The organism is Haloferax sp. Atlit-6N, from assembly GCF_003383195.1.
Lineage (GTDB): Archaea > Halobacteriota > Halobacteria > Halobacteriales > Haloferacaceae > Haloferax > Haloferax gibbonsii.
This window is the reverse complement of sequence record NZ_QEQJ01000002.1, coordinates 540,438-561,879: the sequence shown is the minus strand read 5'-3', so window position 1 is coordinate 561,879 and position 21,442 is coordinate 540,438. Positions and strand designations below refer to the sequence as shown.

Annotated in this window: 16 protein-coding genes; 13 read left to right on the top strand and 3 right to left on the bottom strand. The window is 67.1% G+C overall.

What is annotated here, in order from left to right:
* Positions 1-152 precede the first annotated feature (152 nt).
* Positions 153-545 carry a DoxX family membrane protein gene (locus tag DEQ92_RS12050; RefSeq protein ID WP_004975755.1) on the top strand — a complete coding sequence of 131 codons (393 nt, stop codon included), beginning with the start codon at positions 153-155 and terminating at the stop codon, positions 543-545.
* 35 nt (positions 546-580) lie between these two features.
* Here DEQ92_RS12050 and DEQ92_RS12045 read toward each other — a convergent pair whose 3' ends face one another.
* The 3 genes from DEQ92_RS12045 to DEQ92_RS12040 all read right to left on the bottom strand — a co-directional run bounded on the left by DEQ92_RS12045 (position 581) and on the right by DEQ92_RS12040 (position 2,394).
* The gene (locus DEQ92_RS12045) at positions 581-760 is read right to left on the bottom strand and encodes a hypothetical protein (protein WP_115820837.1); all 180 of its coding nucleotides are present in this window, start codon (positions 758-760) and stop codon (positions 581-583) included.
* Between the two features lie 164 nt (positions 761-924).
* Entirely contained in the window at positions 925-1,101 is a 177-nt protein-coding gene (locus tag DEQ92_RS23875) for a hypothetical protein (protein ID WP_199522906.1), read from the bottom strand.
* A 93-nt stretch (positions 1,102-1,194) separates the two neighbouring features.
* Positions 1,195-2,394, bottom strand: a complete 1,200-nt coding sequence (locus tag DEQ92_RS12040; RefSeq protein WP_115820836.1) for a PAS domain-containing protein — start codon at positions 2,392-2,394, stop codon at positions 1,195-1,197.
* A 191-nt stretch (positions 2,395-2,585) separates the two neighbouring features.
* Here DEQ92_RS12040 and DEQ92_RS12035 point away from each other — a divergent pair, with 191 nt between their 5' ends.
* The 12 genes from DEQ92_RS12035 to DEQ92_RS11980 all read left to right on the top strand — a co-directional run bounded on the left by DEQ92_RS12035 (position 2,586) and on the right by DEQ92_RS11980 (position 21,409).
* Positions 2,586-3,992, top strand: coding sequence for a hypothetical protein (locus DEQ92_RS12035; RefSeq protein ID WP_115820835.1), 1,407 nt, complete (start codon positions 2,586-2,588; stop codon positions 3,990-3,992).
* 654 nt (positions 3,993-4,646) lie between these two features.
* Complete coding sequence (locus DEQ92_RS12030; protein ID WP_199522905.1) at positions 4,647-7,922, top strand: 5'-nucleotidase C-terminal domain-containing protein; 3,276 nt, start codon at positions 4,647-4,649, stop codon at positions 7,920-7,922.
* Positions 7,915-8,805, top strand: coding sequence for a hypothetical protein (locus DEQ92_RS12025; protein ID WP_115820834.1), 891 nt, complete (start codon positions 7,915-7,917; stop codon positions 8,803-8,805). The genes DEQ92_RS12030 and DEQ92_RS12025 overlap by 8 nt, the downstream gene beginning before the upstream one ends.
* Before the next feature lie 63 nt (positions 8,806-8,868).
* A complete protein-coding gene (locus tag DEQ92_RS12020; protein WP_115805204.1) occupies positions 8,869-9,474 on the top strand; it encodes an acetyltransferase in 606 nt (201 codons plus the stop codon).
* Between the two features lie 277 nt (positions 9,475-9,751).
* Positions 9,752-9,952: a hypothetical protein gene (locus tag DEQ92_RS12015; protein ID WP_004975735.1), complete on the top strand. Its 201-nt coding sequence runs from the start codon at positions 9,752-9,754 to the stop codon at positions 9,950-9,952.
* A gap of 258 nt (positions 9,953-10,210) precedes the next feature.
* Complete coding sequence (locus tag DEQ92_RS12010) at positions 10,211-11,014, top strand: DUF502 domain-containing protein (RefSeq protein ID WP_004975733.1); 804 nt, start codon at positions 10,211-10,213, stop codon at positions 11,012-11,014.
* A 372-nt stretch (positions 11,015-11,386) separates the two neighbouring features.
* Complete coding sequence (locus DEQ92_RS24085) at positions 11,387-11,563, top strand: hypothetical protein (RefSeq protein WP_233516856.1); 177 nt, start codon at positions 11,387-11,389, stop codon at positions 11,561-11,563.
* Between the two features lie 317 nt (positions 11,564-11,880).
* On the top strand, positions 11,881-12,861 hold the full coding sequence (locus tag DEQ92_RS12000) for a CARDB domain-containing protein (RefSeq protein ID WP_115820832.1): 981 nt from the start codon (positions 11,881-11,883) through the stop codon (positions 12,859-12,861).
* Between the two features lie 179 nt (positions 12,862-13,040).
* Positions 13,041-16,013, top strand: coding sequence for an FtsX-like permease family protein (locus DEQ92_RS11995; RefSeq protein ID WP_115820831.1), 2,973 nt, complete (start codon positions 13,041-13,043; stop codon positions 16,011-16,013).
* Positions 16,006-17,670, top strand: coding sequence for a hypothetical protein (locus DEQ92_RS11990; RefSeq protein ID WP_233516855.1), 1,665 nt, complete (start codon positions 16,006-16,008; stop codon positions 17,668-17,670). Before DEQ92_RS11995 ends, DEQ92_RS11990 begins: the two co-directional genes overlap by 8 nt.
* Positions 17,671-17,719: 49 nt before the next feature.
* Positions 17,720-18,400 (top strand): ABC transporter ATP-binding protein, encoded by a 681-nt coding sequence (locus DEQ92_RS11985; RefSeq protein ID WP_004975722.1) that lies wholly within the window; start codon positions 17,720-17,722, stop codon positions 18,398-18,400.
* A gap of 15 nt (positions 18,401-18,415) precedes the next feature.
* Positions 18,416-21,409, top strand: coding sequence for an FtsX-like permease family protein (locus tag DEQ92_RS11980; protein ID WP_115820830.1), 2,994 nt, complete (start codon positions 18,416-18,418; stop codon positions 21,407-21,409).
* Positions 21,410-21,442 lie beyond the last annotated feature (33 nt).

Below are 21,442 nucleotides of genomic sequence, written 5' to 3'. Positions count from 1 at the left end.
AACTCAGACAGAGGGAGCGAACGGCTTAGTTGGCGGCTGTACGCCTCGGTTTCGGGGTTCTGGTGCTGGGGTAGGGCCACCTCTCGTACTAAAACGTTCTGGCCGGTTTGTAAACAGTGCGCTTATAATTAGGACGCCATTTTCGAAACGTGATGACAGCCCCCGACGACTCCGAACGCAGCACGCCATCGCGGCTCGCCCGCGCCCTCTTCGCGAGCGGTCTCGCCGTCCTCGCGATTCGCAACCTGACCGACCTCGACGGCCGCATCGCCTACGCGGAGGCGAAGGGCGTCCCCGAGGCGGACCGACTCGTCCCCGCCGCGAGCGGCCTGCTCCTCGGCGGGAGTATCGGCATCGGTCTCTGGAAACTCCCCAAACTCGCCGCCGCGAGCGTCGCGGCGTTCTTCGCCGGCGTCACGCCGACGATGCACGACTTCTGGGCCGTCGACGACGACGCCCGCGACGAGGAACTCACCTCGTTCCTCCAGAACCTGACGCTGTTCGGCGCGGCGCTGGCGTTCTTCAAGCGCGCGTCGAACGAGTAACGGCAGTCCGGACGCAGCCGGTCGGTTTTTTTGGGTCACGTATCGACGGCATGCTCGTCGATCTGGTCGACTCCTCGCCAGAGCGCGTACAGATACCACAGCCCGACGACAGTCCACCCAACCGCGACGAGCGGAGAGCCATCGAACCACCAGTGCACTGCAAAGACGAACGCGGAGAGGGCGAGGACCTGGTACAGTCGGTAGTGAGCGGACACGGCTTCGAATAGCGACCACCGCGATTGTAGTTCTTATCGGGCGCACACCCCACCGTTTCCAGTATATCGGCGACGGCCACCGGCCACCGCGTCAGGACGAGTCCGCGCCGCCGCGGTCGAACGACTACCGACGGACCGACGCGCAACCTCTCGTTGGTTTGCGGTCACACGTTGAGTGCGTCGTCCTCCGCTTCGGACTCGCGTCTGAGCGTGTACAGGTTGAGTAGCCCGACGACGACCCACCCGCCCGCGATGAGTAGCGAACCATCGACTATCCAGTACACCGCAAAGACGAACGCGGCGAGGGCGAGGAACTGTTGGAGTCGGATGCGGCGGGACACGGTCCCACCCGACGCGTGCTGTGGTCGTAATTCTTGCTCACGCCGCGGACACCCCACCGTTTCCAGTATTATCGGCGACGGCCGACCACCGCGTCAGGACGAGCGCACATCGTCGACGTTGTCGTCACCGGCGGTGTCGGCGTCGCCGTCGCGGTCGGCTGCACGGTGGAAGCCGACGAGGAACTCGAGTGCGCCGTCGTCGTCCCGAATCGGGCGGATGTCGAGGTGGTTCCAGAACGGTTCGCCGTCGGCGTCGTAGCTGCGAACCTCGGTCGAAATCGGCTCGCCGGCGTCGATGGCCGCCTGAATCTCGGCGACCGTTTCGGGGTCCGTCTCGGGTCCGTAGAGGAACCGGTAGTTACGCCCCGTCACCGACTCGGCGTCGTGGCCCGTGAGCGTCTCGAACGCCTCGTTGTGAGAGATGATTGGGGTGTCGGCCTGCGAGGGGTCGATGACGACGATGCCGACGTCGAGGGCGTCGAGCACCCGGTTTTTCAGTTCGACCTCCGCGCGCAACGCGTCGACCTCGGTGAGTTCCTGGACGATACAGACGTGTCCCCCGTCGTCCATCCGCGTCAACACGAGTCGCTCGGGGACCAGCTCGCCGGCTTTGGTGACGCCGGTCGAAATGCCTCGCCACGACCCCTCGGCTTCGAGTTGCGGGAGGATTTCCTCGTGGAAGCGCCGCGCCTCGTCGTCCGGGTAGAGAACGTCCCAGTGTTCGCCGATGAGTTCGGCCCGGTCGCGGTCGTAGAGCGCGGCATATGCCTCGTTCAGGTACTGATAGACGCCGTCCTCGTCGATGATGCCGATGCCCTCCTCGGCCGACTCGATGGCGAGAAAGCCGCGTCGCATGTGCGTCTCGGCGCGGTGTTTCTCGACGAGGTTCGACACCTTGTTCGCCAGCACGGGATACTCCTCGGGGCCGCCCTTCTGGAGGTACTCGTCGACGCCGGCGGAGATGGCGCGACTCGCGATCTCCTCGCTTCCCTTCCCGGTAAAGAGGACGAAGGGAATCTCGATGCCCCGCTCGCGCGCCGCCGTGAGGAGTTCGAGCCCATCCATCACCGGCATGTCGTAGTCGCTCACGACGCAGTCGTACGCACCGTCAGTGAGTTCGTCGAGCGCCGACACCGGGTCGGTGTACGTCTCCGTCTCGACGTCGTCGAGTTCGCGTTCGAGAAAGGTCGCGGACAGCTCCACCATCGACTCGTTATCGTCGACCAACAGGACTCGCATCGCCCGTCGCTCGGTGCTGAATGGTGCGATGTCGCGGAGCGGAGACACGTCCATACGGTGGGTATCTTCCCTCAGAAGCATAAAAACAGCTACGCCGACAGTCGAGCGTGGCGACCGTGCGCCGCCGACCGTTCCGGTCTCTCAATGCCGGACTCACGCGAACGAGAATCTGTATAGAATATATATTACTAGATGATGTTGGCGGCAATAAATTATATGCCATGTGACGAAGTTGACATCCTCATATGGATGTGGTTAGAAACGTCCGAGAACTCACGGCGGTTCTCGAACAGTTTTCGGAGGCGACGGCAGAGATTCACGGGATAGAACTGGCCAGCGGGGACGAGCCGAGCGAAGACGGCACAGCGGCTTCGGTCACCGTCGAGTACGACCTCGCGTCAGCGTGCGCGGTCGACCCGGACCGACTCTCCGTGTCGTCGCCGGCGGCGTCGATTGCCGACGGCCGACTTCGACTCGAACTCGACGTGGCGCTCGCTCCCCCGGCGACCGAAGACGCCGGACAGGAGTCGGTATCGGCTGAACACGCCGGCACCGACGGCGACCCCGAGCCGGCGGACGCGCCGGTCGCCCGAGCCGACGGTTCCGGGGCGCGCGGCTCGACGGGTAGCGCCCCCGTCGCATCGGTCGTGTCGCCACCGACGATGGAGTTCGCGGTCCCGACGACGAGAGACGAGCCGTCGGAGGACGACCAACCCACACCGGTATCGACGGACGACCCCATCGGGGCGGAGACGGAGACGGACGCGAATACGGATACAGAGACGAGTCCGGACACGGAGGCGGACGCGGACACCGGTACGAAGACGGAGACGAGCGCGACCGCCGCGACAGACGCCGACTCGGTGCCCGCACACCACGACCCCGTTCGGCTTCGAGAGGCGTACGAGGCCTGCGAGACGTTCAAGGAGATGACCGACGCGCTCGGCGTCGACGTGACTCCCCAGACCGTCCGCAACCAGATGATTCAACGCGGGATTCACGAGCCGGAATCGTACGGTGCGTCGACCGAGCCGGCGGCTTCGACCGAGCCGGGCGACGAGCCACGGCAACCGGAGCCGAGCGTCTCTACCGAGGACAGCACGAGTGGGACTGACCAGTCTCCCCCGGTGGGGACTGAAGATACCGACGGCGCGGCGGTCGAACGTGACACGCCGGACGACGCCGGGACCGACGCGAACGACGAATCGACGTCGGTGTCGGAATCGAAGCCGGACCCGACGTCAGGGCCAAATCCGACGTCAGGGCCGGACCCGAAGTCGGAGTCGGAGTCTGACTCTGAGACGGACCCGGCCACGGACACGGACACGGAGCCGGTCGCGGCGGAGACCGACGAGACGAGTACGACGGCCGAGGACGCGTCCACCGCGACTGAGCTCCCGCCGCTTCCCGCGTCGGTGTCCTCGCTCGACTGCTCGACCGAAGACGTGTGTGCCGCCGTCGCGGGTGCGAAGACGCTGTACGAAGTCGAACGCCGTCTCGGCCTCGACCGCGCGGAGGTCCGCGAGCTACTGACCGCGCTCGACCTGCTCGACCTCGTCACCGGACGGATGGCGCGGCGCGACCAATCGGCGGCGAGTCCCGCGGACGTTCGAATGCGCGTGTGCGCCGCACTCGGCGGAGAGGGAGCATAACTCAACTCGTCACGATTCTCGACGCGTTCGTGGGTGGCCCGACGGATGTTGTGTTGCACGTCCCCGACAGCCGTGTCTGAGCGCTGACGAATCGATTCAGTGACGGATGCGTCTCGGTGGACAGTTAGCCGAAGGGTGGTGGGGTCCCCCGAGTGGGGGAGGATGGAACGAGAACGAGGGCAACGCCACCAGCATCAGATGATGACATTCCCGTTCTCGTACACGTTGTTTTGGTAGAGGATGATATAGATTCGGAAAGTAGGTACTAATTGGAAGTACCGATAGTATGCTGTGGGGGAAAGAGAGAACGGTCTTCGGTGGGTCGACCACCGAACCGAGGAGGTGGAAACCGTTCTCAACTGCTGCGGAATCGGCCAATGGACTTAAATATGGCTATCTCACCTACCACCGGTACGTGCTGCGATACGACCGCCGTTCTCTGGGTCGCCTCTGTTCGTGAACTCCCGGAACCCGACCCGACAACCACCCGACTGACGTACGAACCGCTCCGTATCGTATGAACCTCCCTATCGCAGTTCTGTCACCTATATAATACTCTTACCAGCGGTTATGACACCCGCCCCGGTGCGGACTGATGTGCCTCCGCACACACCATCACAGACAGTTCTCAGTCGTACTGTAACGGTGCTACTGGTGTTAGTACTCACGACCGCGACGTTCCCCGCCGGTGCGGCGGGCGTCGCGGCTGGGGAGGACGCGAGCGCACTCGATTCGACCGCTCAATCGGCGATGAACGCGTCCGCGCCGACGGCCGTGACCATCACCGAACTCCAATCGAACACGACCGGCGGCGACGCCTCCGCCTACGCGGGGCAGTTCGTCAGCGTCACCGGGACGGTGACGGCGACGAACGCCGACGGCTTCTTCCTGCAGAACGCCTCCGCGGCAGACGTTCGCCACAGCGGCGTCTACGTCTACGCGGGCGGGTCGTCGAACGCGACCCCCGGCGACGAGGTGCGCGTCGACGCGCCCGTCTCCGAGTACTACGGGATGACCCAACTCGACCTCGCGAACGACAGCGCCTCGCTGTCGACGACCGGCACCGGGTCGGTTCCCGAGGCGACCGCGCTCGCGACGGCGAACGTCTCCCGAGAGGCCTACGAGGGCGTTCTCGTCAGCGTGCGCGACGTCGAGGTCACGGAAACCCCCGGCCAGTACGGCGAGTGGGCCGTCACCGACGGCTCCGGGCCGGTCGCCATCGACGACGCGACGACCGGCGACGACACCACGCCCGGCGAGGTCGGCAGTACCGCCGATGCCGTCGAAGGGCCGGTGTTCTACAGCTTCGAGGAGTACAAGATTCAGCCCGCGTCGGTGACGAACCTGACCGCTCCCGCGGGCGACGACGGCGGTGACGGCGGCGACGCCGGCAACGACACCGCGGGCGCGAACGCGACGACGCTCACGCTCGTCGGCTTCAACGACATCGGCAAGGCGGCCGCCGGCTCCGGCGACGACAAACTCGGCCGGATGATTACGCTCATCAACCGCGAGCGCGCGAACGCCTCCGGTCCCGTCTTCGTGGCCGGCGGCGGCGACGAACTCAGCCCCCACGCCCTCCGCAACTACGACGGCCTGGAACACGGCTACGAGCCGCCGGTGACGGCGATGAACCTCATCGACCCCGACGCCGAGGTCGTCCAGAACCACGAACTCGACTACGACGAGGACGCGGGGACGAACGACTTCGCCGTCTTCGAGGCCATCGCCAACGAGTCGACCTACCCGTGGCTCCTCGCCAACGTCGTCGACGAGGAGACCGGCGAGAACCTCCCCGGGACGCAGAACTACACCGTCGTCGAGCGCGGCGGCGTGAAAGTCGGCTTCTTCGGCCTGACCGACGAGGCCATCAACGCCAAGACCGACGGCGTCATCGAGCGCAACGGCTACACCGTCGTCGACCCGACGACCGCCGCCCAGCGGACCGTCGACACGCTCCGAAACGAGGAGGACGTTGACGTGGTCGTCGCGCTGGCCCCGGTCGGCATCCCGGACTCGAAGGCCCTCGCGCGGAACGTCGACGGCATCGACGCGCTCGTCTCCGGCGACGACCAACAGCGCTACCCGCCGCAGACGACCAACGGCGTCCTCATCGGCGAGACCACCGGGAAGGCAAACGCCATCATGACGATGGAACTGACCGTCGACAACGGGAGCGTCACCGACGCCTCCGGCGAACTCGTCGACGTGACGACCGACATCCCGCGAAACGACTCGTGGCAGACGTACATCAACCCGCTCCGCGAGGACTATCTCAACACGAAGCTCGTGACGGCGGTCATGCCCGAGCACACGGGCGTCGGGTCCAGTTACACCGACGACTCCGCGACGGGTCACCTCGTCACCGACGGCGTCCGCGGTTACACCGGCGCAGACGTGGCCGTCACGAACGCCGGCGGCATCCGCGACACGCTCTATCCGAGCGAGTACGGCGCGGGCGAGGAGTTCAACATCACCCGCGGGATGGTCACGTCGACGCTCTCGTTCGGCAACCACATCGTCGTGGTCGAGGTGACCGGCGCGGAACTCCGCGAGGTCGTCAAGAGCCAGATCACGCCGCTGGAGATGGACAACCAGTACGGCACCCAGACCCAACAGCAGGTCAGCGGCGTCACCTTCGAGTGGGTGCCCCACACCGATAGCTCGTCGCCCGGCGAGGGCGACGCGACGATTCGCGACCTGACGGTGGACGGCGAACCCGTCAACGACTCGGCGACCTACACGCTCGCGACCAACTCCTACATCGCCGACGGCGGCAGCGGCTACCCGCTCGGCGACAAACCGCGCGTGTCGGTCTACAACGAGACGACGATGGCCGACGGGGTCATCGGCTACCTGCAGAACCGCTCGACCATCGTGGCCGCCGAAGTCGACACCGAGTCCGACGACCGGATGCGCCGAGTCGACGCGGCGGTCGACGCCGACGCGGTCGACGTGACGAACGACGACGGCCGGACGACGGTCACCATCGACGCGCCCTCGCGCGTGACCGGCGTGAGCGGAACCGCCGCCTTCGCCGACCGAAGCGGCGGCTACGTCGAGACGACGAACGTCACCTACGACGGCGCGAGCGGCACCGTCACGGTCACCGTGCCGACGAGCGACCTCGACGCCTTCGGGTCGTCGGTGACTGCGGCGGGGGCGGGCGTCGACCTCTACGTCGACTACACCGACAGCGCGTATTCGAGCCAGTACGAGAACTTCGATTCGGCGGTGCTGAACGCCGACCTCGACGGCGAGGCGACGACGCCCGACCCGACGCCTGAACCGGCCGACGGCGTCGCACTCTCGGTCGGCTCGGACGGCCAGTCGGTCCCCCTCGGCGACACCCGAACGTTCGACATCACCGCGAGCGACGCCGCCGACGGCGTCGGCGCGTACGAACTGACCCTCGCGGTCGGCGATTCGAGCGTCGCCCGCATCACGGGCGTCCAGTTCCCCGACGAACCCGGAACCTCGGCCGTCAACGTCAGCGGCGACGGCAGTGAGGTCCGCATCGAGGCCGCCGGTATCGACGCCGAGACTGACGCGAACGGCTCGCAGGTCCTCGCGACCGTGACGGTCGAAGGCGTCGCGCTCGGCGATTCGACGGCGCTCGAACTGACGCCCGCCGCGACCTACGACCCCGACGGCACGGCCTACGCGGTGTCGCACATCGACAACCGACCCGTCACTGTCGAACCCGGCGACCTCACCGGCAACGGCCGCGCGATGGCCGACCACGACGGCGACGGCACCTTCGAGGACGTAAACGGCGACGGCAGCGTGGACATCGTAGACGCGCAGGCGCTGTTCGTGAACCGCGACGCCGAGCCGGTCCAGTCGAGCATCCCCGCGTTCGACCTCAACGACGACGGTCGCGTCGACGTGGGCGACGTACAGCGGTTGTTCGCCTCCACGGATGCGTAAGACGAAGCTGCCCGACCGAGCCGCGCTCGCGGTGCTCGCGGCGCTCGTCTGTCTGAGCGCCGTTGCGCCGCCCGTGGTCGCCGCGACCGACACGACCGTCGGCTTCGACGCAGACGCGGCGACCGTCGAACCCGACTCGACGCGGACGTTCGATATCGTCGTCGACAGCGCCGACGCCGGCGTCGGCGCGTACAACCTGACGGTCGAACTCGACGACGCGTCGGTCGGTCGCATCACCGAGGTCGCAACGCCCGACGGCACCGACCCGCGGCTGCGGGACGTATCGTACGACGAGCGTCGCACGGCCGCGTCGATTGGCGTCATCGGCCTCGACACCGACGACGCTGGTTCGGTGGCCGTCGCGACCGTCACCGTCGAGACCGCCGACGCCACCGGCGACGGCGCGCTCGACGTGTCCGTGTCCGCCCTCGGCGACGAGGACGGGAACTCCTACACCGTCACCGATACGTCGGGACTCGACCTCTCGGTCTCGGAGTCGTCCGGCGGTGGCGGGAGTGGTGGTGGCGGGAGCGGTGGTGACGACGACCCGAACGACGGTGGTGACGACGGCGATGGTCCGGACTCCGGGTCGGACGGCGACTCCGACGCGGACGACGAGTCGGACGACGCGACCGACCAGCCCGCGACGACCGAGTCGGCGTCGCAGTCACCCGCGCCACCCGCGTCGACCACGAGTCCGACGGCGACTGACGGCGCTGAGACGACCCCGAAGGCGACCACGCAGTCTGCAACCGCGACCGAGACCACGACCGAGCGCCGGACCACGGCGACCGGCGTACCCGGTTTCGGCGTCGCTCCCGCGGTCGCAGCCATCGCAGCGTTCCTGTTCGGGTTCGGACGCCGGGCGCGACGCGAGGACTGAGCGAACGCGGGCTCTCAGGGTCCGTGTCGAATCTTTATCCGTGTGGGCGTCTAGCAGGGAGGTATGAACGGCCCGGACACCGCGGATGAAACGAGCTTCTATCTCGACTACGAGCTACAGGTCGACGCGACCCGCGACGCCGTAGCGAAGCTCGCTCGTGAGGTCCTCCAGTACGAGTGGGCCGACTACCTCCGCGCGTCGCCGCCGGAAGGCCCCCACACGTGGCACGCCCTCGACTCGGGGAAGCCGTGGGGCCGCGTCACGCCCACGGCGTGGGAGCGCGGTCGCGACCACGGCTACGACCTCCACTTCGAACACTACCCGACGCCGCGCGCCCTCCAGCGCGGACAGTTCCGACTCGAACTCCACCTCGAAGACGGTATCCACGGCGACGCCGACTTCTCGGGCGACTCGCCGTACGCGGCGCTCCGCGAGCGACTCGTCGCGGCGTTGGACGAGGTGCGTGAGGACCGCGACGACCTCCCAGCGGGCGAGTTCGGCACCGGGCGGACGCTCTGGCGCGTCGACTCGCACTTCCTCGCGGGCGACACCGTCGCCTACTACGAGGCGCTCCGCGAGACGCTGTCGGCGCACGACGCGTTCGTCGACGCCGTGGCGGCCGTCCTCGACGACGAACTACCCGAGCACGACCCGTTCGAGCGCGACTGACGCGCCGAGCGGGAGGCTCGACGACCGGGACGTGCTGACCGACGCGAGGCTCGACGAGTGGCGACGCCGACGACTCGGACGCGAGTCAAACGCTCTGTCGGGCCTCGACTCGGACTGCCTCGGCTCCTGTCTCGTCGGTACCGCTCCGACCAGTTCGAAGGAGAGTGGAATAGAAAGTGAACAATCAACCCGACAATACCACTATATAGCTACATTTCAATAGCGTATCTCCGAAACGTCGGAAGAATTATATCGCAAACCGTGCGTTAGTGAAACGATGGCACAAACACTCGAGGTCGCCCCGCACGTGATCACGGAGGGGTCGACCATCCGGCATTCGACGCTGTGTACGGAACAGACGGTGGTGGAAATCGAAGACGAGACCGTCCGGACGATGTACGACGACGAGGAGTTCGTCTACCCGCGCGAGCAGCTCGCGGTCGACCTCTCGGTCGGTCGGTTCGAAGTCGTCTCCTGACCCCGCCTTCGGGACGGCACGGGCCACCGTCTCGGCTTCCGTCGTCGCTCACGGCTCCCGCGAATCCATCCGGCCCGCTTCGGTCCCCGTTTTCGTCGTTCTACGCGACTCGCCCGTCGCCTCCCGCCTCGCGAGCGACTCCGCCGCAGCGCGTCTCGAAAATCCAGACGGTTCGACTGCCGACACTATTTTCACGGCCCACATGAATCTCCCGCCGTGTCCTCCGCAGACCCTCCGCGCTCGCCGGGAACGCTCGCCGTGAGCGCCAAAGAGACCGGCCAATCCCTGTACGAACGGGCGTACAACACGCTGCTGACGGGCGTGGCGATCATGATCCCCATCGTCATCACGCTCTACGTCCTCCGGGTCGGCATCGACTTCGTCAGAAACGCCCTCGAACCGTTCATCGACCTGCTCCGCTGGGCGGGCATCATCAGCCGCTTCGAGAGCGTCGAGTTCATCACGCTCCTCATCGACCTCGGTATCTACTCGTTCGTCGTCGACTTCTTCACCGAACTGGTCGCCCTGCTCGTCCTCTTCGCCATCGTCGCGGTCGTGGGGACCGTCGGCCGCAACCAGTACGGCGAGAAAATCATCGGCGTGTTCGACCTCGTCATCTCCTCGATTCCGGGTATCGGCACGGTGTACAAGAGCTTCCGCCGCATGGGCGACGTGGTGCTCGACGAGGGTGCCGACGAGTTCCAGGACGTGAAACTCGTCCAGTGTTTCGACGACGACGTGTACGTGCTCGGCTTCCAGACGGGCGGCTCCCCCGCGACCATCGAACAGTCGACCGGCCACACGGAGATGGTCTCGATGTTCCTCCCGCTCGCGCCCAACCCGGTCACCGGCGGCCTGCTCACCTACATCCCCGCCGACGACGTGTACGACATCGACATGACCGTCGAGGAGGGCGTCCGGAGCATCCTCACGAGCGGCGTCGCGACCGACGAGGATTCGGGCGCGCTCGGCGTGAACATGTCCGAACTCCGCGGCACGGAGCGGTTACAGGACATCCGCGAGTCGATGATTACGAGGGAGCGAAAGGAAAAGCGGGACTGACCGGGCGTCTCTCGCGGGACCGTTGGCGGGCGACTGTCCACCGCGGCGACCGCGTGTGTTGTCCCCGACGCCACCTTCCGTTCCGACGATAGACCGCTCGCCTCCCACCCCGAATCTGTCAGCGTATCTAATGTTTATATGTCTGCTCTGCGAAGTGTGGTGTGATAGCTTATGGCACCGCCACCACGGGTTCTCGTCTACGGACCACCGCCAGAGCGAGCTTGGCATCCGCGGGGCGACGTCGAAATCCGATACGTGACCGAGACCGCGCCCCTTCGCCGACTCGTCTCATCGAAAGATCCGACGGTCGTCGTCTGTCTCCACGCGCCGCCGTCCTATCGAGGGGGAGTCGCCGCGCGCGTCACTCGGAACGTGGACGATTCCCAACCGCTCGTCGTCACCGGCTGGGAGACTGCTCGTTCGCCCGCGCTCGAAACGGTCGATTCGGACCTCGTGAAAACGGTCGGACTCCCGGACGACGAACCGCTCCCGGAAGCGCTGTTCGACGTCGTCGACAAAGTCGGTGCCGGCCTCGACGCCCACGCGTGACGCGGGCTCATTCACCCCCTCGGCGACTGCCAAGCGGCGGAAGTGGCAACCCTCCGACTGACCGTAACAATTAGCATGGTTGATTCTTCTTGTCATATCGTGAACGTCGAGTAATCACGTGCTCGCACGGCGATTCACGGCAGTACGACGCGTGAGGGGCTGCTGCCGACCGCCGTTACCGACGGCTTCGCGCAATCCACGCCGTGCGTGATCCGTGATAGTTCGACGGACAACCTGACACCAACTATGAGTTCTTCGAACACGCCCGGTTCAACGCGAGTCGTCTGGACAGCGCCCAACCGTTTGGGGGATGCGACATGAAACTGAACGCGCGCCACGGCTACCTTCTGCTTCTGGTTTTCGCGCTCGCTGTCGCGCCAGGGGTGAGCGCCGCGGCCGGGTCGACGGACGTCGCACTCGAACCGACGGGTCAGACGGTTACGAACGGCGAGGCGGCGACGTTCGACGTGGTCGTGACGAACGCCTCGGGCGGCGTCGGCGCGGCCAATATCTCGTTCTCGGTCGCGAACGATACTGCGGCGATCACGCAGGTCGCGTTCAGTCACGAGGCGGCGGAGGTCAACACGACGTACGCGAGTGACAACAGCTCCGCGACACTCGCCGGCTACGGGCTCGATACGAACCAGACCGGCCAGGTAGTCGTCGCCACCGTCACGGTCGAAGGGAACGCGACGAGCACGGCCGAAACCATGGTCACGCCCGAGGTCAACGCGCTGGGCGACGAGGACGGTAACGACTACAGCATCGGCGATGAGCGGTCCGCACAACTCGAGATAACGACCTCCTCGTCTGGCGGCGGTGGCTCCGGTGACGATGGAGACGATAGCGATGGTGGCGGTGACTCCGGCGGCGGCGGCGACGGCGACACGGCGTCGACGACCGTCACCAACCTCTCAGTCGCGACGACCGACGTCGAAACCGGCGAGAGCGTCGAAGCCACGGCGACCGTCCTGAACGACGGGGACGTGACGACGAACGCGACGGTCAATCTCACGGTCGATGGGTCGATTGAGTCGACCAAGACCGTCACCGACCTCGAACCCGGCAACGAATCGACGGTCGTGTTCCTCCCGGCGTTCCAGCAGGCGGGGACGTACAACCTCTCTGTCGGGGGCGAATCGGCGACGATCACGGTCGCCGAGCCGACCACGACCTCCGACCCGGTGACGACCGATACGCCGACGGAGACGGAGAGCCAAGCGCCAGGGTTCGGCGTGTTGCCAGCGCTCGTCTCGCTGGTTGCGCTCATCGGTGCGGCGCGTCTGCGAGCTAACTAACACCTCGATTCAGTCGCGCTCTGCGTGACGGGTCGAGGCCCTGCGGCGCAACCGATTTTGACTGCGCCGGCGGTCATCGGCAGCTTCGAACTGCCGTGTGAGTGTCGTCTGACCGATGAGTCAGCGGAACCACACACACTTAATGTGAGCGCTCGCGAGTCTCGCGATAGAGAACACTAATGGGCTACCGTCGAGCGCTTTCGTTCAGTTGGGAGACGCGCGACACACTCGCCGTGCTCGTCATCGCCCTCACCGTCTCTTTTCTCGTCGGTGCCGCCATTCTCGGCGTCTCGCTCGGCCAGCAGACGACGACCATCTCCGACGAGTTCGGGACGAGCTATCACGTCGAGCGCGTTGACTCCCCGTCGAGCGTCGCGGACGCGAGCGGGTCCGACTCCGACGTCCGACTCGTCCTCGTTGGGGCGACCGTCGACGGGACGCCCGCGACGGTTGTCGGCGTCCCGCCGGGCGTCTCGGAACTCACCGTCCGGGGGCAAACAATCGACTTCCCCCGTCCGGACCCCGGAACGCTCGCCGTCGTCGGCGGACCGCCCGCCGGCGAGACCGTCTCGCTCGCAACGGACGAGACGGCGACGTCGGTCACGGTTACGGACCGCTCCGGCCATCAGGTCCTCCGAGACGGCTGGTATCTCACCCGCGCCGAGACGGTTTCAGCGTTCGAGGCGACCGAGGTAGTCACCATCGAACGGACGGACGGCGCACCGGCGACGCCGCTGTTGTCGGCGCTCCAGTTTTTCGTCCGCGGGACCGACCAACTGGTCCGCCTGCTCCAACTCGCGACGCTCGCGAGCGGCATTCTCGTCGGGGTGACGACGTACAGCGTCATCCGACTCACGGTCAAGGAGCGACGCCCGGATATCGCCGTGCTCCGTTCGACGGGCGCGACGCCGCGGCAAATCGTCGGCGTGTACACGCTCCGCGCCATCACGCTCGCGGCCGTTGGGCTGGCACTCGGATACAGCATCGGCGTCATCCTCGTCCGTGCGGTCCTGAACGCGGCGGTTTACGCCGGCCTCCCGACCTCCCTTGCGCTCGCACTTACGCCGCCGGTCATCCAACTGCTCGGACTGGCGACCGCCGTGCTGCTCGTCGCCGGCGTCGTCGCCGGCCTGACAGCGTCGTACCCAGAAGCGACGAAACCGCTGGACCGACTGTCGTCGTCGGGTCAGTCCGCCGACGACCAGTCGCGGTCGCCGCTCGCAGGACTCTTCGAGACGCGATTGCTCGGGTGGGAGGCGACCGTCCCCACCGTCGCAACGCTGAGCGTGTTCATGGGCGTGGTGCTGTTGCTGTCGGCCGTTATCGGCGCGGTCGGCCCGCTTTCGGGCGTCGGCCAACAGACGATTACGGAGCCGGACGCACCCCATCCCATCGCGAGTAACGTCCCGGAATCGTACGCGTCTGCGCTCCGCAGTCAGGGCGTCGCGGTCAGTCCGGAGATTCTCCTCTTCGAGGTGTACCGAAACACGCCGTTCGTCGCGCGGGGGGTGAACTACTCCGCGTACGAGTCGCTGGCGCACACGGCGCTGACGACGGGACGGGAACCGACCGGAGACGACGAGGCGCTCATCGGGGCGAGTCTCGCCGAGGCGACCGGCCTCGGTGTCGGCGACACGCTCGTTCTCGGAGGCAGCACGACGCCCGGCATCACGCGAATCGAAATCGTGGGCCGGTTTGCGGGCACCGGCGTCCAAGACGACCAACTCCTCGTGTCGCTGGACACGGCGCGCCACCTCACGACGACTGGGCGAGACGGGGTTCAGTTCATCAGAACCAGCGGCCTCGCCAGCGGAGACGCGAACGCGTCGACAATCGTGGTCACGGACGCGACGGTCACGCGCCGAGACGGGAGCTTCGGCGTCGCCGTCGAGGCCACGAATCTCGGGCTGAGCGACGCCTCCCGGCCCGTCTCTGTCACGCTCGGGGACGCGACTGCGAAGACCGCACTCTCGGTGCCCAGTCGCCGGTCGAAGACGACGTTCGTCGCGTTCGAGACGCCGCCCGCGGGGACCGTCTCCCTCTCCGTGGCCGACGTGACCAAGTCGGTGACGGTCGACGAGCGAGGCCGCGTCGTCGAGTCGCTCGGCGTGAGCGTTCCCGCGTCGATACCCGTCGGGGGCGCGCCGCGAATCAGCGTCTCGCGGGGCGGCGAGCCGGTCGCGAACGCGACGGTTTCGGTCGATGGCCAGCGCCGAACGACGGACGCGAGCGGGACGGCCCGTGTCCGGTTCAACGAGACGGGGACGTACGTCGTGTCCGCGCGTGCCGGCTCCCAACAGCGTAACACCACGGTGACCGTCTCCGAGGACGCGACTCGGCGGCCGGTCCAGACGCTTTCTCTCTCGCCGCAGACGCCGACGCTGTTCACGTCGCCGACGGTGACGGCACGCCTCACCAACCCGTGGACACAGCGACTGAACACGACCGTGACTATTCGGGGTCCGGGGACTGACGTCGAACGGGCCGTCTCGCTCGCACCGGGCGGGACTCGTCGCGTCTCGGTGAACCTCCCACAGCGCCCGGCCGGAGAGTACACCGTCTCGTCGCAGGTCGGCGCGAGCGAACCGGCCACGCTCACGTATCGCGTCCGCGGCGACGAGCGGTTGGCGACCGCGCTCGCGGGGAGCGGTCGCTACACGAGCGGCGGCGGCATCGCGCAGGCGATTCAGCTCGTCTTCGGGAACCTCGAAGTGCTCCTCGCCGCGGTCGTCGCGCTGGTGAGCCTCATGACCGTCGGGAGCACGACCGCCGCGTTCACGCGGAGCACCTACGGCGTTCGGAAGACCATCGGCGTGTACCGCGCGACCGGGGCGCGCCGGACCGACATCCTCCGGCTCGTCCTCTTCGACACGCTCAAAGTCGGACTCGTCGCTTCGGCCGCTGCCTTCGTCATCGCCACCGCGGCCGTGACGGCGCTTCTGTCGGTCGGCGAACTCCGCGTGTTCGGCGTGGCGCTCACGCCGGCGTTCTCGCCCGGCGTCATCGCCGGGATGGTGCTCGCGGGCCTCGGCCTCGCGGTCGCGAGCGCGTGTCTCGCGACGGGCTATCTGTTGCTGCAGGACCCCGCGGCACTCTTAGTGGATAGACATATACCGACGCCCGAGGGAGAGGGTAGTATCACCAATGAGTAACGGACGCCGCCGCGGATTCGTGATTCTCATCGCGGGTGTCGCCCTCGCGTTCGCCCTCCGTGCTCTCCCGCTTTATTGGAGCGGCCTTCCATCGACGCTCGACGGATTCGACTACGCGTGGTTAGCGAAGACGGCCACGGAGACGGGTTCGCTCCCGCTCACGCAGCGGGCGGACAACCTCGTGTTCAGCACGTACCTGAGCGTCGTGTCGCTGGTCACCGACGCCGTTCCCGTCCGTGCGATTCAGCCGCTCGCGACCGTCGTCGGCGGGGTTATCTGTTTCGTCGGCGGCGTCGTCGCTCGCCGCGTGCTCCGCGACAGCGGGTCGAGCGACGGGACCGCCACCGCGGTCGGCGCGGTGACGGCGACGCTCCTCGCCATTCAGGGGCTGTTCCTCCGTCGGACCACGGTTCCCGACGAGGAGATTCTCGGCATCCTCCTCGTGATTACGCTCGCGTTCTGTCTGCACCTCGCGTTGCGGAGTCGGTTCCGCCGCTGGTGGCTCGTCGTCGGGCTCTTGCTCGTCGTGTTCCCGATGACGCACACGTTTTCGACGTTCATCGCCGCGCTCGTCGTGACCGCGCTCGTCGTGCGCCACGTCTCCGTGCGGCTGTCGCTCCGCTCGGTGCTCGGTCCGGGCGTGCTCGCGGTCGCTTTCTGGGCGTACATGTTCTCGTACTACCGCTTCGCCGAGTCGTCGACGACGCTCAGCGTTCCGTACGTGAACCGAGTCATGGCCTATCCCGGGCTCTTCCTCGCGTGGCTCATCCTCCTTGCCATCGGCATCGTGTGGGTCCAACAGACGGGCCGGCGGGTCAAACAGGTCTCGTATCTCGCCGTCGTCGGGTCGTTTTTCGGCATCGTCGGGCTCAACGCCGTCTCGCCGATATTCCCGGGGACGACCCAGACGCCGCCGCTCATCTTGGGGCTCGTCGCGATTCTCGGCGTGTTCGCGGTGACCGCCGCCTTCGGACTCGAACTGTTCGAGTCGTACCGCGGCGGCGCGATACCGACGGCGATGTTCCTCGCGCCGGTCACCATCATCGGGTTCGGCCTCACCGCGTCGCTCACGCCCGAGTACTACGACACGGTCATGCGCGCGCAGACGTTCCTTCACATCCCGGCGGCGATGCTCGTCGGAGTTGTCCTCGTTCGCCTCCTTCAGGCCGCATCGGGGTCGACCGCCGGGCGCACGCTCCGCCTCGGGCTCGTCGCGCTCGTGCTCGTGTCGACAGTCGCGACCGCACCGCTCGCGTACCTCACGATGGACACGGCGACCGTCCCGTCGACGACCTACGAGTCCGAGTTCGACGGCGTCCGATTTGCCTCCACGCACACCGACTCGCCGTGGCTGAGCGACCACTCGCTGACGCGGGTCGGGGCGAACTACTTCAAGGCGCAGGTCGGCTACAGCGCCGTCGCGAACTGGCTCTCGGGTGGGCCGAGCCCGGACTGTCTCGTCATCTCACAGCGCTCGTGGACGACGACCGGTGCGCACCTCTTCCCGAACGCCCCGGAGACCGTCTCGGCGACCGCGTACGCCGAGTGGACCGCGACGCGGAACGTCGTCTACGCCAACACCGGGAACGACCCCGTGGTGGTGTCCCGGCCGGTCGGAAACGCGACGTGCGCGGCCGCGACGAACCGGACGGTCTGACCGAGCACCCATACACTATACATACGTGAAGCATGAAGGGAGCATATCGATGACGGGCCCCGTACTGCGTGGCGATTCGCTCACCGTCGAACGTGGTGACTCCACCATTCTCGCGGACGTCTCCATCACCGTCGAGCCTGACACCTCCCTCCTCATTCAAGGCCCGAGCGGTGCCGGGAAGACGACGCTGTTCAACGTCCTCGGACTGCTCAGTACCCCGACCAGTGGCTCGCTCTACGTCCACGGCGACGACACGAGCGCGCTCCCCGAGCGGAAACGCGCCGTGTTACGGCGGGACGCGATCGGATTCGTGTTCCAGGACTTCCAGCTCATCCCGGACCTGACCGCGTGGGATAACGCCGCGCTGCCGCAGGACCACACCCGAAGCCGAGACGAGGCGTGGCTCGACACGCTGTTCGACGCCCTCGACATCTTGGACCTCAAAGACCAGTATCCGGCGACGCTCAGCGGCGGGGAGAAACAGCGCGTCGCCATCGCCCGCTCCCTCGCGAACCGGCCGGACGTCGTCTTCGCCGACGAGCCGACGGGGCAACTCGACCCCGAAACCGCAGCGCGCGTCCTCGACCTCCTGTTCCGCGTCAAGGACCAGACGGACACCGCGCTCGTCGTGATCAGCCACGACCCCACGCTGTCCGACCAGTTCGAAGAGACGCACGTGCTGATAGACGGCTCGCTCCGCCGGAAACCGGACGAGTTCATCCGTCAATGAACCGCCTCGGATAACATGCGCTATGCGACAGCGCTCCTCTCGAGGTGGTCGCGCCGCGAGTGGCTGAGCATCGCGGTCGTCGCCGTCACGACGGCGTTTCTCCTCGGTTCCGCGCTGTTGTTGCTCACGGCGGCCACCTACACCGGCACCCTCAGTTCCGACCTCTCGAGTTCGGCGACGGTCACCTACGAACAGTCGTACGACGACGCCGTTGCGGCCGCGTCCGCCGACGAGGTCGTCATCGCGGTCACGACAGTTTCACTGCCGGACGGCGAGACGCGCCGAGTCGTCGGGGTACCGCCGGACGCGCCGCGAACGATTTCCGGTGCGTCGGTCTCGTGGCAAGCCGCGACGCTCCCGAGACCGCCGAAAGACGGTGTCTCGGCCCCGGTATCGACGGTCCAGCAGATAGAGCTGTCCGGCCCTGAAAATACCGTGTCGACGTCCGTCTCGCCGCACCGCGTCGACGAAACGCTGTTTCCCGACTCGTGGTACGTCGCGGACACCGATACCGTCCAGCAGTTGGGGACGAGCGGTGCCTTGGTGTTCGACACCGGGAGTTCGGGTGCGCCGTCGTCACCGACGACCGTCCCGCTCATCGCGGCGCTCCCGTTTCTGGCGGGCGGTATCACGCAGGTCGTCCGGACGCTCTCGGTCGCCGCGTTCGCCGGCGGGCTCTTGATTCTCGTCGTCGTGTACAACGTCACGAAGATGTCGATTCGGGACCGGACCCGTCTCATCGGCGTCGCCCGCGCGACCGGAGCGTCGCCGCAGCGCATCCTCTCGATTATCCTCGGGCGCGTGCTGTCGCTCACGTTCGTCGGGGTCGCGTTGGGATACGCGCTCGGCGTAATCGTGACCAACGGCGTCGTCAACGCCGCGACGTACGTGGGCCTCCCGGTGTCGATTCAGACGAACGTGACCGCGGATATCGCGTTTTCGCTCCTCGGCATCGCCGGGTTCCTCCTCGTGATGGGCCTCTTCGCCGGGGTCCTCGCGGCGCTTCCGGTCGTCCGCGGCGACCCGAAGTTCGACCAAACACACCGGGCCACCAGTCGATGGCCGCAGCCGATTCGCCGATTCCAAGCGGTCGCCTCGCCGACGCTCGTCGATTGGCGGGCGTTCACCCCGACGGCGGCGACGCTCGCCGTCTTCATGCTCATCATCCTACTGACGGGGTCGATTGGCGGCGCGCTCGCGCCGCTCGCCACAACGTCGAGCGGGACGGTCGTCGAGAGCGGTGCCGCACACCCCCTCAACAGCCGCATCGACGAGAACTACGCGACGGTCCTCCGCTCGTACGGTATCACGGCGAGCCCGGAGGTCATCTACGCGCAGACCCGAGGCCGGACGCCGTACCTCGTTCGCGGGGCGAACTACACCGCGTTCAGCTCGGTCACCGACGCGTCGTTAGTCGCGGGGACGGCCCCACAGCGCGCCGACGAGGCCGTCGTCGGGACCGACCTCGCGCGGACGCTCGGGCTCGAAGTCGGAGAGACGGTGACGCTCGGGGGGAGCGTCACGCCCGGCGTCAGACGTGTCACAATCGTCGGGACGTTCGCCGGAAGCGGCGTGACGAACGACCAGCTCGTCGTCCCGCTCGAAACGACACAGCCGCTGGCGACGGGCCCCGGAACGGTTCACCTGATTCGGACGAAGAACGCGTCTTCGAGGCTCACGTCCCTGCAGAACCGCTCGTCGGGACTGCTCGTGACGAGCCTCTCGGGACCGTCCGAGGTCCGGACGAACGCGACGTATCGCTTCGGCGCGACGGTCCGAAACCTCGGGTCCACCACCGCGAGTGAAACGGTTACGGTCCGCGTGGGAAACCGAACGCTCGAACGAGACGTGACGCTCGGGAGCGACGAATCGACGCGGCTGTCGTTCGAGACGAGCTTCGAGACCGCGGGGACGTACGAACTCGCGACCGACGGGGTCACCCGCTCGGTGACGGTGTACCGGCCGAACACGCTTCAGCTCCCGTCCGAGTACCCGACGCGCGCGCCGCCGGGGTCCACGCTCGTCGTGCCGGCGACGACGCCGAACGAGTCCGTGGTCTCCGGTGTGACCGTCACGCTCGACGGCCGGGGCGCGACGACGGACGCCCGCGGCGGCGTGCCCATCCGGGTTCCCGAAGAGCCGGGCACGTACACGCTCCGGCTCTCGAAAGACGGCTACGTCCCGGAAGAACACACGGTCACCGTGGAACGCGGCGCGCCGCAGCGACTCGGCGGGCGGTTGACGGTCTCGCCGTCCACCGGGTCGCGACTCACGAACCCGACGGTGACGGCGCGCGTCGCCAACCCGTGGGGTCGGTTCCTCGTCCGCAACCTCACCCTCGTCTCGCCGGGTGGGACCCAGACGCGGACCGTCGAACTGACCGCCGGAAACGTCTCGGAGATCGAACTGTCGGCGTCCGAGGTCGGACTCGGTGACGACCCGCCGCCGGGCACGTACGACCTCCGACTGGTCGTCGACGGGACGGTCATCTCGACGGCGACCTACCGCGTCACCGGCGACGAGCGCGTCGCGGCGACGCTCAGCAGTCGCGGCGAGTACACCGAGGGAACCGGTATCGGCCGGGCCATCGAGAACGTCTTCGGAAACGTGCAGTTGCTGTTCGTCGTGCTCGTCTCGCTCGCCGGGTTGAGCACCATCGGCGGCACGACCGCGACGTTCGCGCAGGCGGTGCACGCGAACCGTCGCGTCATCGGCATCTACCGCGCGACCGGCGCGAGCAGACGACGGATTCTCGCCTTGTTCGCGGCCGACGCCGTCCGTCTCGCGATTCCCGCGGCGGTCCTCTCGTTCGGCCTCGCGGCGGCGCTCTTGTGGGTGCTCGCGCGGGTCGACGTGCTCGTCGTCTTCGGGATTCGACTCGCCGTCCCGTTCACTCCCCTGTTGGTCGCCGCGTCCGCCCTCGGCGCGGTCTGTCTCGCGGTCTGCAGCGCTGTCATCGCGGCGACGCCGTTCGTTCGGTTCGACGTCGGCCGGTTGCTCCACCGCTGACTGTTCGACTCGCCATGGCAATGCACTTATTGC

Excerpts from the sequence above, each read along its gene's own strand:
- DEQ92_RS12050 (WP_004975755.1), top strand. The coding sequence starts at position 153 with ATGACAGCCCCCGACGACTCCGAACGCAGCACGCCATCGCGGCTCGCC.
- DEQ92_RS12040 (WP_115820836.1), bottom strand. The coding sequence starts at position 2,394 with ATGGACGTGTCTCCGCTCCGCGACATCGCACCATTCAGCACCGAGCGA.
- DEQ92_RS12035 (WP_115820835.1), top strand. The coding sequence starts at position 2,586 with ATGGATGTGGTTAGAAACGTCCGAGAACTCACGGCGGTTCTCGAACAG.
- DEQ92_RS12025 (WP_115820834.1), top strand. The coding sequence starts at position 7,915 with ATGCGTAAGACGAAGCTGCCCGACCGAGCCGCGCTCGCGGTGCTCGCG.
- DEQ92_RS12020 (WP_115805204.1), top strand. The coding sequence starts at position 8,869 with ATGAACGGCCCGGACACCGCGGATGAAACGAGCTTCTATCTCGACTAC.
- DEQ92_RS12015 (WP_004975735.1), top strand. The coding sequence starts at position 9,752 with ATGGCACAAACACTCGAGGTCGCCCCGCACGTGATCACGGAGGGGTCG.
- DEQ92_RS12000 (WP_115820832.1), top strand. The coding sequence starts at position 11,881 with ATGAAACTGAACGCGCGCCACGGCTACCTTCTGCTTCTGGTTTTCGCG.
- DEQ92_RS11995 (WP_115820831.1), top strand. The coding sequence starts at position 13,041 with ATGGGCTACCGTCGAGCGCTTTCGTTCAGTTGGGAGACGCGCGACACA.
- DEQ92_RS11990 (WP_233516855.1), top strand. The coding sequence starts at position 16,006 with ATGAGTAACGGACGCCGCCGCGGATTCGTGATTCTCATCGCGGGTGTC.
- DEQ92_RS11985 (WP_004975722.1), top strand. The coding sequence starts at position 17,720 with ATGACGGGCCCCGTACTGCGTGGCGATTCGCTCACCGTCGAACGTGGT.
- DEQ92_RS11980 (WP_115820830.1), top strand. The coding sequence starts at position 18,416 with ATGCGCTATGCGACAGCGCTCCTCTCGAGGTGGTCGCGCCGCGAGTGG.